The following is a 13,589-nucleotide window of genomic DNA, read 5'->3' as shown; positions in this document are numbered from 1 at the left end:
GCGGGGCCGGTCACGGGAGCCACGCCCCGATCATCGCCCGGGCGGCCGCAGTGAGTCGCTCGGCTGTGAACCGCTCCGGGTCGGCGAGCACCTGTTGGCCGAAGTGCTCCAGCAGCGCGAGGATCGCGTGGGCGAGCACCTCCGCGTCCGCGCCCGGCAGGACCGCGGCGACCATCATCCGGATCGTGCCCAGCACCCGGCCGCGGTCGCCCTCGATCCGTTCGCGCACCGGGTCCGGGACGTTGCCCGGCGACTGGAGGATCGCGCGCCAGGTGAGCGGGTCCGCCAGCACCATCGCGTGCAGCGCCGGGATGCCCTGCTCGACGATCGCGAGCGGGGTGCCGGCCAGTGCGGCGAGCGGGAGGGCGCCGTAGAGCTGGGTGATCGCGCGCTGCTGCTGCCGGTCGAGGAGCGCGGTCAGCAGCGGGCCGAGCCCGTCGAAGGCGCCGTACACCACCGGCCGGGTGACCCCGACCTCGCGGGCGATGGCGTCGATCGAGACGCCGTCGTACCCGTCGCGGTCGATGATCGTCAGGGCGGCGTCGAGGAGCTGCTCGCGGCGCTCGGCCATCGGCACGCGCGCGGCGTACGGGCGGCGCTTGCGGGCGGTCTCGGACATGTGCCCACCCTAGGTCGAACTCCCGCTTCCATTTACTACACGACCGTAGCATTCTGGGACCATGGCGATCCTGAAACGCTCCCGTGAGATCACGCCCGCCGAGGACTACGGCTTCTTCGGCCCCGAGTCCGTGGCCTGGAAGGTCTGGGGCTACCCGACCTCGCTGACCATCGGCTTCAGCCGGGCGGTCGTCGCCGAGGAGCTCGACCCCAACCTGGTGGCCTCGGTCGACCGGACCCAGGACATCTACAGGCGGCCGAAGACCCGCTACGACCGCACCATCCACTACTTCGCGCTGGTCGCCTTCGGCGGCAGCCGGGCCACGGCCCGCGCCGCAGACGTGCTGGTCAAGGTGCACAGCAAGGCGATCGGCACCGAGCCCTACGGCGGTGGGCAGTACGACGCCAACGACCCCGACTCGCAGCTGTGGATCCTCGTCACCGGTTGGCACTCGGTGCTCAAGGCGTACGAGATGTACGGGCCGGGGCGACTGTCCGAGGCCGAGGAGGCGCAGTACTGGGAGGAGTGCGCGCGGGCCGCCGAGCTGCAGACCTGCTCGCCCGACGACGTACCGCGCTCGCGCGCCGAGCTGCACTCCTACTACGAGCGGATGCGGCCGGTGATGTCCGGCTCGCCCATCGCGCAGCGGGCGATGAAGCACCTGATGGACATCGACCAGCTCGTCGAGGTGCCGCTCGTGCTGCGCCCGGCGCAGTGGGTCGTCGGGCGGTTCTTCCGCGCCGGCGTGATCGCGACGTTGCCGCACTGGATGCGGGAGATGGGCGAGGTGACCCAGCCGCGGTTCATGGACGTGTTGGCGCGGCCGGTGCTGCGCGCGACCTTCGCCGCGATCTCGGTGAGCAAGCGGCTCCAGCTGCGCATCCTCGGGCTGCTCTCGCCCAGCACCGTCCCGGTGGTCGCGCCGGTCCTGCTCGGCGTGGCCCCGGTGACCCCGGAGCTGCTGACGCCGGTGCAGGCCCAGGAGCGCTACGGGTACGACCGGCCGGCCCAGGCGCACCTGGCCTGGCGCGCCAAGCAGCGCCAGTCGGTGTTCGGGCGGGGCGAGGCGCCCAGCGACGCCGGGCTCGTCGAGTCCGAGGCCGTGCTGGGCCGCCTGGCCTGAGGGCCCGCCTGCCAGAGTGAGCCCACTGTTCGTGTGCTGAAGGAGGATCCATGGGGCTGAATCCCGTCGCCGACGTGCTGAAGCGCGCCGACAAGGTGCTCAAGAGCGCCGAGACCGCGCTCGGAAACGTCGACACCACGCTCGGCACCGTCGGCACCACGCTGGCCGACGTCGACGGCAAGCTGACCAGCGTCGACACCACGCTGGCCGAGACCAAGGTGGTGCTCGGCGAGGTGCAGGCGCTGCTGGGCGACCTCAACGAGAAGCTCGTCCTGCTCGACGAGGTGCCCGAGCTGAAGACGAAGCTGGACGCCGTCCTGGCGGCGATCCAGAAGGGCTGAAGGTCTCGATCCTCTGTTTGCAGACACCATGTCGCTATGATGTCGACACAGTGTCTGCAAATAGGGAGTGGTGGAGATGTACCTCGCGCTGAGGGAGCTGCGTGTCGCTCGGGGGCGGTTCGTCCTCGTCGGGTCGGTGATCGCCCTCGTGGCGATGCTGGCGACCATGCTGTCCGGCCTGGCCAACGGGCTCGTCGACGACGGCATCTCCGGCCTGCGCCGCCTGCACATGACCCACCTGGCGTTCCAGTCAGGCGCGGAGGAGACCTTCAGCCGCTCCACGCTCAACGACGAGGACCTCCAGCGGTGGTCGGGCGTCGACGGCATCGAGGCCTCGCCGCTCGGCGTCTCCTTCGTGAACGCCCGCACCGAGGGCGGTACGACGGTCGACATCGCGCTGTTCGGCGTACCCGCCGGCTCCTTCCTCGCCCCACGCCACGACGCCGAGGAGGCGCTCGCCGGACCACCGGGGCTGGTGCTCAGCCACGAGTTCGAGGAGCAGGGGATCGAGGTCGGTGACGAGCTGACCATCGTCGGCGTCGACGAGCTGGTCCCGGTCCTCGGCTTCACCTACGCCGGCTCGTACGGCCACGTCGAGATCGCCTTCACCGGCCTCGAGACCTGGCAGTCGCTGCTGTACGGCGACAACGCCCGCGGCCGCTTCTCCGCGATCGCGCTGAAGGGCGACCCCGACGCGGTCGCGGCCGCGGCCGCGCGGATCGACGCCGACGCCGGCACCGCGACCGTCACCAAGGAGCAGGCCTACGCCGGCTCGCCCGGCTACGCCGGTGAGACCCAGACCATGTCGATGATCCAGTGGTTCCTGCTCGTCATCTCCGCGCTCATCGTCGGCGCCTTCTTCGTGGTGTGGACCATGCAGCGGGCCCGCCAGATCGCGCTGCTCAAGGCTCTCGGCGCCTCGCGTGCGTACGTGGCCCGTGATGCCGTCGGGCAGCTGGTCGTCGTGCTCCTCGGCGCCACGGCGCTGGGCGGGCTGGTCGCGTTCGGCGTCGGTGCGCTCATCGGCAACACCGCCGTGCCTTTCCGGCTCGCGGCCGGACCTGCCCTGACCGCCCTCGGGCTGCTGGTCGTCGCCGGCCTGCTCGGCTGTCTTGCCGGAATCCGGCACGTGGTGTCCGTCGACCCCGCCATGGCGCTGCGCAGCGCCGACTGACCTCGACCGAGCTGAAGGAGAACCCCATGTCCCTGCGCCTGGAGAACATCACCGTCGCCGTCCCGGACGGCACCACACGCCGCGTCCTCCTCGACCGGCTCGACCTCGAGGTCCAGCCGGGCGAGACCGTCGCGGTCACCGGCGCCTCGGGCTCCGGCAAGTCGACCCTCGTCGCGGTGGCCGGCCTGCTCCGCGCCCCCGACGAGGGCCGGGTGCTGCTCGGTGGCAGCGACGCGAGCGCGCTCTCCGACCGCGGCCGGGTCCGGCTGCGCCGCGACCAGGTCGGGATCGTTTTCCAGTCGCCCAACCTGCTGCCTGCACTCACCGCCCGCGAGCAGGTCGAGATCGTCGCCCACATCGCCGGCAGCCTCGACAGCGCCGCCAAGGCCCGTGCGGTCGACCTGCTCGCCCGCGTCGGCCTGGCCGACCGCCTCGACGCCCGGCCCGCCGAGCTGTCCGGCGGCGAGCGCCAGCGAGTCGGCATCGCTCGCGCGCTGATGAACGAGCCGAGCGTCGTGCTCGCCGACGAGCCGACCGCCTCGCTCGACCCCGAGCGGGGTCAGGCCGTGCTCGACCTGCTCCTCGACGAGGCCCGGCGCGTCGGCGCCGCTACCGTGGTGGTCACCCACGACCCGGACCAGGCCGCCCGGGCGGACCGCCACCTGCACCTCAGCCAGGGTGTGGTCCGGGTGGAGAGCAGGACCTGATCGCCCGACCCGACCCACGGGAGGAGAGCCATGCCGCGGATCACCGGCGCGAACATCGCCGAGCATGTCGCCGCGCAGGAGGCCGCCGTGGTCGAGGCCGCCCAGCGGCTGTTCGCGGAGCGCGGGGTCGCGGCGGTCTCGCTCGGCGACATCGCCGCCGAGGTCGGGCTCGGCCGGACCTCGCTCTATCGCTACTTCCCGACGAAGGGGCACATCCTCCAGGTCTGGTTCGACCGGGAGATGGACCCGCTCCTCGCCCGCGCGCAAGCGGTCGTCGACGAGCTCGGCCCGACGGCCGCCGGCCTGCACGCCTGGCTCGACGTGCAGCTCGACTTCGTCACCGACGAGGCGCACGGCGCCCTGGTCGACGCGAGCGCCGCGGCGCCCGAGCTCTCGCCCGAGATCGTCGCCCACTTCGGGCAGCGGCACCGGGAGCTGTACGCCACGCTCGGCGACATCCTCCGGGCCGGCGGCGCCCGTACGCCGGAGGAGGCGCGGGTCCGCGCGCTGCTCGTGGCCGGGCTGGTCCGGTCGTCGGCCGACCTCGTGGCGAACGGCGTGCCGGCGTCCGTCGTACGCGAGGAGCTGCACCGGGCCGCGACCGCGGTGGCCGGGCTCGACTGATCCGGCGGCACGCCGGACCGGTCCGTTGTGGAGTTGTCAGGACTCCATCGGCACCGCCTCCTCCACCTTCAGGCCGAGGGCGCGCACCAGCACCACGGCCTGGTCGAGGTCGATCACGGCCTTGCCGAGGGAGGCGGCGACCGGGTCGACCGAGGTCAGGTCGGAGCCGCGCAGGTCGGCCCCGGACAGGTCGGCCTCGTGGAGCCAGGCGCCGCCGAGGTCGACGTGGTGCAGGGTCGCGCCGGTGAGCCGGGCGCCGGTGAGGTCGGCCTCCCGGAAGCTCGCGCGTCGGATCGTGGCCTGCCGCAGGTCGGCGCCGGGCAGCCCGACGAACTGCCAGTTGCCGCCGACCACCTCGACCGGCCCGTACCGGCACCGGTCGAAGATCGACCCGACCAGCTTGCAGCCCTCGAACCGCGCGCCGAAGAAGGCGGACTTGGTGAAGGTGCAGTTGAGGAAGCCGGTGTCGGTGAACCGAGCGCCGTTGAGGTCGCAGTCGCGGAAGCTGCACTCCTCGAACGTCGCGCCGCGCGCGACGACGTCGGTCAGGTCGACGTCGACGAAGGCCACCCGCTCGAAGCTCCGGCCCGACAGGTCCTCGCCGTCCCAGCGCTCGGCGACGACCTCCGTGTCGGTCGGCGGGGTCGGGGTTCCGTGTCGTCGCTCAGCCATGGGAGGAGTGTGGAGGCAGGGTCCGACTGTTGACAGACGGCCCTCCACAGCCTCTAAATAGGAAGCGTGACAGTTTTAGAAAGTGAGTGGCGACCGCGGGTGGTCACCGACGGTCCCTCGGTCGACCGCACCGAGGCCCGCCGCGCGGCCGTCGACCTGCTCACCGCGCTCGGGCTGGACCTGACGGTCGAACACCTCACCGACACCCCGCGCCGGATGGTCGACGCGCTGGTCGAGCTGACCTCGCCGCCGGAGTTCGAGCTGACGACGTTCCCCAACGACGACGCGTACGACGAGCTGGTGCTGGTCGAGGACATCCCGGTGCAGTCGCTGTGCGAGCACCACATGCTGCCGTTCGTCGGCGTCGCACACGTCGGGTACCTGCCCGGCGGCCGGATCCTGGGGCTGTCCAAGTTCGCCCGGATGGTCGACCACCACGCCCGCCGGCCCCAGACCCAGGAGCGCCTGACCAAGCGGATCGCGGACCACCTCCAGCGGGCGCTCGAGCCGCGTGGCGTCGGCGTCGTCATCGACGCCCAGCACACCTGCATGAGCCTGCGCGGAGCCCGGGCGACCGGCTCCCGGACCCTGACCTCGGCCATGTTCGGGCAGCTGCGCGACGACGCCCGCAGCCGTGCGGAGTTCCTCGACCTGACGAGGGGGCGGCGATGAACGTCGTGGTGATCGGTGGCGGGCTGGCCGCGGCCAACGCCGCGGGCGAGCTGCGCGAGCAGGGGCACACGGGCGACATCGTCGTCGTGGGCGGCGAGCCGCACCCGCCGTACGAGCGACCGCCGCTGTCGAAGGGACTGCTCCTCGGCTCGTCGGAGCCGGACGAGGCCCAGATCCACCCGCGCGAGTGGTACGACGAGCACCAGGTCGACCTGCGCGAGGGGACCGTGGCGACGGCGATCGACCTCGACCGCAGGCGGGTGCAGCTCAGGTCCGGGGAGCTGCCCTACGACCGGCTGCTCCTCGCCACCGGCGCCACCCCGCGACACCTGCCGATGGCGGACGGCTCCGGCGCGCCGGTGCTCCACCTGCGCACCCTCGACGACGCACTCGCCCTGCGCGAGCGGCTGAGCGAGGGCGCGCGGATCGCGATCATCGGCGCCGGGTGGATCGGCCTCGAGGTCGCCTCGGCAGCCCGCCAGCGGGGCGCCTCGGTGACCGTCCTCGAGTCGGCGCCGCTGCCGCTGCAGCGCGTGCTCGGCGACGAGATCGCGACCGTGTTCGCCGACCTGCACCGCGAGCACGGCGTCGACCTGCGCCTCGGCGTCCGGGTCGCCGGCGTCGAGAACGAGCACGGCGAGGCAGTCGTCCACGTCGAGGGCGCCGACCCCGTCGTCGCCGACCTGCTCGTCGTGGCCGTCGGTGTCTCGCCCACCGACGAGCTCGCCGCCCGCGCGGGTCTCGCCGTCGACAACGGCATCCTCGTCGACGCCTGGCTGCGCACCCCCGACCCCCATGTCTTCGCCGCAGGCGACGTCGCCAACCACGACCACCCCACCCTCGGCACCCACGTCCGCGTCGAGCATTGGGACACCGCCATCCACCACGGGAGCCATGCGGCGCGGGTGATGCTCGGCAGCGACGAGCCGTACACGCGGCTGCCGTACTTCTTCACCGACCAGTACGACCTCGGAATGGAGTACGTCGGCCACGGTGCCGGGTACGACGACCTCGTGGTCCGCGGCGACCTGGCCGCCCGGCAGGCGAGCGTGCTGTGGTTGCGCGAGGACCGGGTGGCCGCCGGGATGCACCTCAACGACTGGGACGCGATCGGCCCGCTGCGTGCGGTCGTCGGTCGACCGGCCACGGAGGCGGTCAGGGACCCGGCGGTGCCGCTTGGGGATCTCATGTAACTAAGTGTTACGTCGCGCAATTGGGACTGATGGGACGCATGTTGTGGAGAACCGTGCTGTAACACTTAGTTACAAGCGGCCGTGGTGCTGGGCGTGCAGCGTCCGCAGCCGCTCGGCGAACTCCTCCACCGGCCCGTCGACGGGGATCCCGGGCGCGACCTCGGTGATCCGCAGCGGGGTGACGGGGGAGGCGGGGAGGCCGAGGTCGGCGTACCACTGCACGAGCTGGGGCGTGGACGTCGCGAAGACGATCCGGCCCAGGCCGGCCCAGGCGTGGGCGGCCGAGCACATCGCGCAGTGCTCGCCGGAGGTGTACACGGTCAGCGCCGGGCGCTCACCCTCCGGCACGTTGGCCGCGGCCCACAGGGCGATCGCGAGCTCGGGGTGCTGGGTGCCGTTGCCGCCGCTGACCCGGTTGTGGTCCTCGAGCAGCACGGTGCCGTCGGCGGCGACCAGGACCGAGCCGAACGGTTCGTCGCCGAGACCGACGGCGGTCTCGGCGAGCTCGACGCAGCGTGCCAGGTGGCGCAGGTCCTCGGTGGAGATGGTCATGACAGTGCCTCCTCAGGCGCGGATGATCCGCCGCTCGATGGCGGCGGCGACGGCGCCGGCCCGGGTGTCGACGCCGAGCTTGGTGTAGATGTGCGAGAGGTGCGACTTGACGGTCGCCTCGGACACGAACAGCTCGCGGGCCATCTCCTTGTTGCCGAGGCCCCGGGAGAGCAGCTCGAGCACCTCGACCTCGCGCTCGGTGATGGTGACCGCGCCGGGCGTCGTACGACGGACCAAGGTCGCGGCGACCGACGGAGCCAGCACGGTCTCCCCGCGCGCGGTGGCGCGGATGCCTGCGAACAGCTCGTCGGGCGGGGCGTCCTTGAGCAGGTAGCCGCGGGCGCCGGCCTCGAGCGCGCGCAGGATGTCGGACTCGGTGTCGTACGTCGTCAGCACCAGCACCTCCGGCGGCGTGGACAGCGCCCGCAGCGCGCCGGTGACCTCTGCGCCACCGGCCTCGCCGTCACCGAGGCTGAGGTCCATGAGCACCACGTCGGGCCGGTCCGCGGTGACCACCGCGACCGCCTGGTCGAGACCGGAGGCCTCGCCGACCACGCAGAGGTCCTCCTGCCCGTCGACGAGGGCACGCAGCCCGGCCCGGACGACCGGGTGGTCGTCGACCAGCACGATCCGGATCACGATGTCTCCTCGGAGAGGGGGAAGCGGACGGACACGGTCGTGCCCTCGCCCGGGGCGCTCTCGACGTCGGCGCGCCCGCCGAGGGCCTCCGCCCGGTCGCGGACGCCGGCGAGGCCGCGGCCCCGGGTGCCGGAGGGCCGTACCTGCGCGGGTTCGAAGCCGCGACCGTCGTCGCGGACGTCCAGCACCACCTCGTCGAGGTGGTAGGTCAAGGTGAGCGCGACCCGCTGCGCGCCGGCGTGCTCGCGCACGTTGGCCAGGGCTCCGCGGGCGGTGCGCACCAGCGCGGCCGCCACGTCCGGGGACACGACGACCGGCTCGCCGTCCACGCGGACCTCGACCCGCATGCCGGGGGACGCCTGTGCCCACTGGTCGGCGGCCAGGCGCAGCGCGTCGGGCAGGGCGTTGCCGGTGACGTCGCCGGCGAGGTCGGCGGGCGCCAGGTCGCGTACGACGCGGCGTACCTCGTCGAGGCCGTCACGGGCCGTCGCGGCCGCGGTCCGGACGTGCTCGCGGGCGGTCGTCGGCTGCGCGGACCAGGACTGCTCGGCGGCTTGGAGCAGCAGGTTGATGCTGGACAGGCCCTGCCCGACGGAGTCGTGGATCTCGCGGGAAAGCCGGGTCCGCTCGGCGAGGGCGCCGGTGCGGTGCTGCTCCTCGGCGAGCTCGGCCTGCGCCTCGACCAGCTGGTCGAGCAGGTCCTGGCGTGCCCGCGACTCGTTGTCGAGCGCACGGTAGGCGAGCACGGTGACCAGGCCGACGCCGATCGGGCCGGCCACCTGGACCGGGTCGAAGCCGTCGGTGATCCGCTGCCAGGCGGCGGTGAGCAGCACGGTCATCACTACGACGGTGCCGACCGCCCAGGCGAACGGGAGCACCCGCATCACCGCGAACGCGACGGGGACAGCGCACCAGGCGAACGACGGCGCCACCGCGGTCAGTGCGCCCCACAGCACCACCATGCCGGTCACCCACACCGTCGGCCACCAGCTGCGGTCGGCCAGCAGGCCCCGGGTGGCGTACGCGAGGCCCAGGACCAGGGCACCGGCCAGCACCGCGACGCCGGTCGCGTCGACGGCGTGGCGGTCGACGTACCGCACCGCGCAGGTGACGAGCATGACCACGAGCACGACGAGCAGCCAGCGGTCGAGGCGGCCGGCCGGCGCGAGGATGCCGTGCTCGCCGGGCCGGCGCAGGTCGAGCGAGACCGGCCGTCGCGGGGACAGGGAGGGCAGGGACATGGTGCGCCCACCCTAGGGAGGAACGGCGGTCGGCGGCATCAACCGATTGGCTATCGAGGGGTAGCCGGCTGCCCGACGTCCGGTGGCCCGGCGCCGGGCGAGAGTGGAGCACATCAACCTGATCCCCCCACTCCAGGAGAGACGATGAACCGCAAGACCATCGCCAGCACGCTGCTCGCCGCGACCGCGGTCGGCACCCTCGGCGCCGCGTTCGGCACCGCCACCCCCGCCTTCGCCGGCAAGGACACCGGCAACGGCCACGCCGCGGTCTACAACCTGACCGGCGACCCGGTCGTGAACCCGGGCGACGCCGGCTCCAAGTTCGAGGGCATCGGCGCGGACGAGAAGCGCGGCCGCTTCTACGTCAGCGAGGTCACCGGTGGCGAGATCCACCGCGGCAAGGCGGGCGTCTCGCAGACCCAGGAGTGGCTCGCGGGCAACGGCACCGACGGTCGCTACACCGCCCGCGGCGTGACGGTCGACGACAAGGGCCGCATCTACATCGCCGGCGGCCCCAACGGCATCAACGACGCCGGCGCCAACGGCATCGCCAACCCCGGCACCGACAACCCCTCGCGCCCCGACCTGTGGGTCTACTCCAAGAAGGGCAACCTGCTGGCCGCCCTCCAGATCCCCGGCAAGCCCGTCTTCCTCAACGACGTGGCGATCGGCCCCGACGGTGCGGCCTACTTCACCAACTCCAAGGACGCCGAGGTCTACAAGGTCGCCAAGGGCAAGGACGGCTGGAGCGTGAAGCTCTTCTCCGACGCCAGCGCCGAGATCGCGGTCGCCCCCGGCTTCAACCTCGGCGGCATCGTCGTGACCAAGGACCAGAAGGCGCTCGTCGTCGCGCAGGGCAACACCGGCAGGCTGTGGCGCTTCGCGCTCAAGACCGGCAAGGTCACCGAGGTCAGGACCGGCGGCGCCGACCTGACCGACGCCGACGGCCTGGTCCTGCAGAACAACCGCCTCACCGTGGTCCGCAACTTCAAGAAGCAGATCGCGACCCTGCGCCTGTCCGAGGACGGCCGCAAGGCCAAGCTCGTCCGGCAGCGCGCGTCCTCGGCCAACCGGGTGCTGACCACCGCGAAGGAGTTCCGCGGCGACGTGCTGTACGTCGACAGCAAGTTCGACGAGGCCGTCGCCTCGGGGCCGTACGAGATCATCGCGGACCCGACCCGATGAACCGCCGGCTCGTCGTCGCCACCCTCCCGCTCGCGCTCGTCCTGGGCGCGTGCGGGCCGGACGTCGAGGAGGTCGCGCAGCGACCGCCACGAGACGCCGCGCCGTCGACGAGCCCCGCCGACAGGCCGTCGGAGACGCCCGCCGTCCCGCAGGCCCGGCTCGACCAACGCCTGCGGGACGCGGCCTGGAGGAACGACGTCCCGCGCGCCCGCTCCCTCCTGGAGCGGGGCGCGGACGTCGACGCGAAGGACGAGACCGAGCAGTCGGCGTACCTGATCGCCACCAGCGAGGGCTACCTCGACCTGCTCCGGCTCACGCTGCGCCACGGCGCGACGGTCGACGACAAGGACAGCTGGAACGGCACCGGCCTGATCCGCGCCGCCGAGCGCGGCCACGGGCTGGTCGTCGGCGAGCTGCTGCGGGCCGGCATCGACCGCGACCACGTCAACCGGATCGGCTACCAGGCCATCCACGAGGCGGTCTGGCTCGGCGAGGACACGGCGTCGTACGCCACGACCGTCCGGGTGCTCGCCGCCGGCGGTGTCCAGCTCGACAAGGTCTCGCCGTCGGCGGGACTGACCCCGCTGCAGATGGCCCGTGAACGCGGGTACGACGGACTGGAGAGGATCCTGAGGAAGGTGACGAACAGAGCGGAGAAGCCGGCCGACGCGAACGCCGCGCTGCTGCGCGCCGCCCGTACCGGTGACGCCGACGCCGTCGCTGTCGCCCTGCGTGCCGGCGCCGACATCGAGGCCCGCGACGACCACGAGCGCACGGCCCTGCTGCTCGCCTCGACGTACGACCACGTCGCGGTCGCCGACGTCCTGGTCGCGATGGGCGCCGATCCCGACGCCCTCGACGACCGCCATGACACCCCGTGGCTGGTGACCGGTGTGACCGGAAGCGTCGCGATGCTCGAGGCGCTGCTGCCGGCGAACCCCGACCTGACCATCAAGAACCGGTACGGCGGCCTCTCGCCGATCCCCGCCGGCGAGCGCGGCCACGTCGACTACATCCGCCGGGTGGTGAAGACCGACGTCGACATCGACCACGTCAACGGCCTCGGCTGGACCTCCATGCTGGAGGCGGTGATCCTCGGCAACGGGAGCGAGCCGTACCAGGAGATCATCCGGATCCTGCTCGACGCCGGGGCCGACCCGTCCATCGCCGACCGCGGCGGTGTCACGCCCCTGCAGCACGCCGAGCAACGCGGGTACGACGAGATCGCGGACCTGCTGCGCCGCTGACCCTGGACCGCACCCCATGCGTTCTGGTCGTGGATTCGCCTGATTCCGCGCCGATGCGCATGGGGTGCGGTGAATCGGGGCCGGGGACTACCGTGGCCGGGTGCCCGTGTCCCCCGACCCCGGTTTCGTCTTCTGCGGCACCGCGATCGAGTGGCGCGGGCCCGCCCCGTTCGTGTTCCTCGAGGTGCCGGCCGAGACCAGCGACGACATCAAGGAGGCCGCGCGCGGGCAGGAGTACTGGGGCCAGGTCGCGGTCGAGGTGCGCATCGGTGACACCGACTTCCGCACCGCGCTCTTCCCGAAGGACGGGCGCTACCTGGTGCCGCTGAAGGTCGCCGTACGACGGGCCGAGGGGATCGAGGTCGGGCAGCGGCTCACCGCGACCCTGGAGCTGGCGCCGAGGTCCTGACGTGCCGGTCACCCTGGCCCACCCGGCGGCGGTGCTGCCGTTGCGTGGTCTCGGTCTACCGCTGTCGGCATCGGTGATCGGGTCGATGGCCCCGGACCTGCCGGTGCTGGTGCAGACCTGGGGGCTCTACGGGTTCAGCCACAGCCTGGCCGGCGTCGTCAGCATCGACCTCGCCCTGACCCTCGCGCTGCTGGCGTTCTGGGACCTGTCGGGTCGCGACGCACTCGTCGACACCGCCCCGGACCTCGTCCGCGGGCGCCTTCCCGCTCGTGCCCGGATCGGGCGCCGGGCCTGGCTGCTCGCGCCACTCGCGGCTGTCGTGGGTTCGCTCACCCACACGCTGTGGGACTCGTTCACCCACCAGGGCCGCTGGGGTGTGCGGCACGTCGCCTGGCTGGAGCAGACCCACGGCGCGCTGCCGGGCCAGCAGTGGGCGCAGTTCGCGTCGGGCGTCCTCGGCCTGCTCGTCGTGGGCTGGGCGATCCTCCGGCACGTCCGGCGCTCGCCACGGGTCGCGCCCCCGGCCCCGGCGGCTGCCCGCGGCCACTCTGCCGGCCGGTCTCGCCGCCGCCACGGCGATCTCGGTGACCGGTGGCCTCTTGCACCTCGACCACGGCTGGCACGACGCCGCCTTCCACGCCGCGGTCGCGGGCATCCTCGCCCTCGCGGCGTCGGTCGGGGTCCTCGGGGTCGCCTGGCGGCTCGCGCCCGAGGTCAGTGACCCGGTCGGGGCCTGAGCGCCACCGCCGGACCGGTGTACGACGCCAGCGCAGCCCGCACCGCCTCGGAGATCGGCCACGACGAACCGGCCGCGGTGTCCCAGAACACCGCGCTCGTCTCGGCGACGACCGCCGGTGGGTGGTCGAGGCCCACGCGCAGCTCGAGCGAGACCGCGAACGACGAGCGGCCGACGTGGCTGACCCAGATCCGCACCAAGAAGGGCTGGTAGGCGGCGAAGCGCATCTCGGCGTGGTACTCGACGTGCTGGGAGCCGACCAGCTCGGTCACGCCGGACGGAAGGTCGCGCAGCAGGCCCCGGCGGCCGTCCGGATCACCGAGATCGGCGTGCCGGAAGAACAGCAGCCGGGCCTCGTCGAGCACCCGGATCGCCTCGACGTTGTCGACGTGGCCGCCGAGGTTGATGTCGCGCAGTCGCGCCTGGATCTCGCACTCGAAGACCTTGCCCACGCC

17 protein-coding genes are annotated in these 13,589 nt (G+C 72.8%); 11 read left to right on the top strand and 6 right to left on the bottom strand.

Annotation, left to right across the window (positions count from 1 at the left end):
• Positions 1-10 precede the first annotated feature (10 nt).
• The gene (locus tag QI633_RS26220; protein WP_141796671.1) at positions 11-619 is read right to left on the bottom strand and encodes a TetR/AcrR family transcriptional regulator; all 609 of its coding nucleotides are present in this window, start codon (positions 617-619) and stop codon (positions 11-13) included.
• A gap of 61 nt (positions 620-680) precedes the next feature.
• On the opposite strand from QI633_RS26220, the gene QI633_RS26215 reads away from it, so the two are divergent.
• The 5 genes from QI633_RS26215 (at position 681) to QI633_RS26195 (ending at position 4,588) form a co-directional block, all read left to right on the top strand.
• A complete protein-coding gene (locus QI633_RS26215) occupies positions 681-1,742 on the top strand; it encodes an oxygenase MpaB family protein (protein WP_282427627.1) in 1,062 nt (353 codons plus the stop codon).
• A 50-nt stretch (positions 1,743-1,792) separates the two neighbouring features.
• Positions 1,793-2,083 carry a hypothetical protein gene (locus QI633_RS26210; protein ID WP_282427626.1) on the top strand — a complete coding sequence of 97 codons (291 nt, stop codon included), beginning with the start codon at positions 1,793-1,795 and terminating at the stop codon, positions 2,081-2,083.
• Positions 2,084-2,159: 76 nt separating this feature from the next.
• The gene (locus tag QI633_RS26205; RefSeq protein ID WP_282427625.1) at positions 2,160-3,257 is read left to right on the top strand and encodes an ABC transporter permease; all 1,098 of its coding nucleotides are present in this window, start codon (positions 2,160-2,162) and stop codon (positions 3,255-3,257) included.
• Positions 3,258-3,283: 26 nt separating this feature from the next.
• The gene (locus tag QI633_RS26200; RefSeq protein WP_282427624.1) at positions 3,284-3,964 is read left to right on the top strand and encodes an ABC transporter ATP-binding protein; all 681 of its coding nucleotides are present in this window, start codon (positions 3,284-3,286) and stop codon (positions 3,962-3,964) included.
• A 30-nt stretch (positions 3,965-3,994) separates the two neighbouring features.
• Positions 3,995-4,588, top strand: a complete 594-nt coding sequence (locus tag QI633_RS26195; RefSeq protein ID WP_282427623.1) for a TetR/AcrR family transcriptional regulator — start codon at positions 3,995-3,997, stop codon at positions 4,586-4,588.
• Positions 4,589-4,624: 36 nt separating this feature from the next.
• Here the strand turns inward: QI633_RS26195 and QI633_RS26190 are convergent, their stop codons facing one another.
• Positions 4,625-5,260 carry a pentapeptide repeat-containing protein gene (locus tag QI633_RS26190; protein ID WP_282427622.1) on the bottom strand — a complete coding sequence of 212 codons (636 nt, stop codon included), beginning with the start codon at positions 5,258-5,260 and terminating at the stop codon, positions 4,625-4,627.
• A 99-nt stretch (positions 5,261-5,359) separates the two neighbouring features.
• On the opposite strand from QI633_RS26190, the gene folE reads away from it, so the two are divergent.
• Together folE and QI633_RS26180 are read left to right on the top strand one after the other, a co-directional pair.
• Positions 5,360-5,932, top strand: coding sequence for a GTP cyclohydrolase I FolE (gene folE / locus QI633_RS26185; RefSeq protein WP_282427621.1), 573 nt, complete (start codon positions 5,360-5,362; stop codon positions 5,930-5,932).
• The gene (locus QI633_RS26180) at positions 5,929-7,125 is read left to right on the top strand and encodes an FAD-dependent oxidoreductase (protein WP_282427620.1); all 1,197 of its coding nucleotides are present in this window, start codon (positions 5,929-5,931) and stop codon (positions 7,123-7,125) included. Before folE ends, QI633_RS26180 begins: the two co-directional genes overlap by 4 nt.
• 69 nt (positions 7,126-7,194) lie before the next feature.
• On the opposite strand, the gene QI633_RS26175 is transcribed toward QI633_RS26180, so the two are convergent.
• From QI633_RS26175 to QI633_RS26165, 3 genes are read right to left on the bottom strand one after another with little or no spacing between them, the layout of a single operon-like run.
• Positions 7,195-7,677 (bottom strand): nucleoside deaminase, encoded by a 483-nt coding sequence (locus QI633_RS26175; protein WP_141796679.1) that lies wholly within the window; start codon positions 7,675-7,677, stop codon positions 7,195-7,197.
• 12 nt (positions 7,678-7,689) lie between these two features.
• Positions 7,690-8,316 carry a response regulator transcription factor gene (locus QI633_RS26170; RefSeq protein ID WP_349016708.1) on the bottom strand — a complete coding sequence of 209 codons (627 nt, stop codon included), beginning with the start codon at positions 8,314-8,316 and terminating at the stop codon, positions 7,690-7,692.
• Entirely contained in the window at positions 8,313-9,557 is a 1,245-nt protein-coding gene (locus QI633_RS26165; protein ID WP_282427619.1) for a sensor histidine kinase, read from the bottom strand. Before QI633_RS26165 ends, QI633_RS26170 begins: the two co-directional genes overlap by 4 nt.
• Positions 9,558-9,701: 144 nt before the next feature.
• On the opposite strand from QI633_RS26165, the gene QI633_RS26160 reads away from it, so the two are divergent.
• The 4 genes from QI633_RS26160 (at position 9,702) to QI633_RS26145 (ending at position 13,119) form a co-directional block, all read left to right on the top strand.
• Positions 9,702-10,742, top strand: coding sequence for an SMP-30/gluconolactonase/LRE family protein (locus tag QI633_RS26160; RefSeq protein WP_282427618.1), 1,041 nt, complete (start codon positions 9,702-9,704; stop codon positions 10,740-10,742).
• Positions 10,739-11,989 (top strand): ankyrin repeat domain-containing protein, encoded by a 1,251-nt coding sequence (locus tag QI633_RS26155; RefSeq protein ID WP_282427617.1) that lies wholly within the window; start codon positions 10,739-10,741, stop codon positions 11,987-11,989. The genes QI633_RS26160 and QI633_RS26155 overlap by 4 nt, the downstream gene beginning before the upstream one ends.
• Positions 11,990-12,089: 100 nt before the next feature.
• Entirely contained in the window at positions 12,090-12,398 is a 309-nt protein-coding gene (locus QI633_RS26150; RefSeq protein WP_282427616.1) for a DUF1905 domain-containing protein, read from the top strand.
• Position 12,399: 1 nt separating this feature from the next.
• Positions 12,400-13,119, top strand: a complete 720-nt coding sequence (locus tag QI633_RS26145) for a DUF4184 family protein (protein WP_282427615.1) — start codon at positions 12,400-12,402, stop codon at positions 13,117-13,119.
• Here the strand turns inward: QI633_RS26145 and QI633_RS26140 are convergent.
• Complete coding sequence (locus QI633_RS26140) at positions 13,113-13,586, bottom strand: thioesterase family protein (protein WP_282427614.1); 474 nt, start codon at positions 13,584-13,586, stop codon at positions 13,113-13,115. The genes QI633_RS26145 and QI633_RS26140 overlap by 7 nt on opposite strands.
• Positions 13,587-13,589: the final 3 nt, after the last annotated feature.

Origin of the sequence: Nocardioides sp. QY071 (assembly GCF_029961765.1) — a bacterium.
In the GTDB taxonomy this organism is placed as follows: Bacteria; Actinomycetota; Actinomycetes; order Propionibacteriales; family Nocardioidaceae; genus Nocardioides.
Note: the sequence above shows the minus strand (reverse complement) of the source record. Positions and strands in the feature narration are given on the sequence as shown.

What these genes read in the sequence shown, in the direction of transcription:
- QI633_RS26220 (WP_141796671.1), bottom strand. Translation starts at nt 619, where the DNA reads ATGTCCGAGACCGCCCGCAAGCGCCGCCCGTACGCCGCGCGCGTGCCG.
- QI633_RS26160 (WP_282427618.1), top strand. Translation starts at nt 9,702, where the DNA reads ATGAACCGCAAGACCATCGCCAGCACGCTGCTCGCCGCGACCGCGGTC.
- QI633_RS26165 (WP_282427619.1), bottom strand. Translation starts at nt 9,557, where the DNA reads ATGTCCCTGCCCTCCCTGTCCCCGCGACGGCCGGTCTCGCTCGACCTG.
- QI633_RS26215 (WP_282427627.1), top strand. Translation starts at nt 681, where the DNA reads ATGGCGATCCTGAAACGCTCCCGTGAGATCACGCCCGCCGAGGACTAC.
- QI633_RS26180 (WP_282427620.1), top strand. Translation starts at nt 5,929, where the DNA reads ATGAACGTCGTGGTGATCGGTGGCGGGCTGGCCGCGGCCAACGCCGCG.
- QI633_RS26155 (WP_282427617.1), top strand. Translation starts at nt 10,739, where the DNA reads ATGAACCGCCGGCTCGTCGTCGCCACCCTCCCGCTCGCGCTCGTCCTG.
- QI633_RS26195 (WP_282427623.1), top strand. Translation starts at nt 3,995, where the DNA reads ATGCCGCGGATCACCGGCGCGAACATCGCCGAGCATGTCGCCGCGCAG.
- QI633_RS26200 (WP_282427624.1), top strand. Translation starts at nt 3,284, where the DNA reads ATGTCCCTGCGCCTGGAGAACATCACCGTCGCCGTCCCGGACGGCACC.
- QI633_RS26205 (WP_282427625.1), top strand. Translation starts at nt 2,160, where the DNA reads ATGTACCTCGCGCTGAGGGAGCTGCGTGTCGCTCGGGGGCGGTTCGTC.
- QI633_RS26175 (WP_141796679.1), bottom strand. Translation starts at nt 7,677, where the DNA reads ATGACCATCTCCACCGAGGACCTGCGCCACCTGGCACGCTGCGTCGAG.
- QI633_RS26190 (WP_282427622.1), bottom strand. Translation starts at nt 5,260, where the DNA reads ATGGCTGAGCGACGACACGGAACCCCGACCCCGCCGACCGACACGGAG.
- QI633_RS26210 (WP_282427626.1), top strand. Translation starts at nt 1,793, where the DNA reads ATGGGGCTGAATCCCGTCGCCGACGTGCTGAAGCGCGCCGACAAGGTG.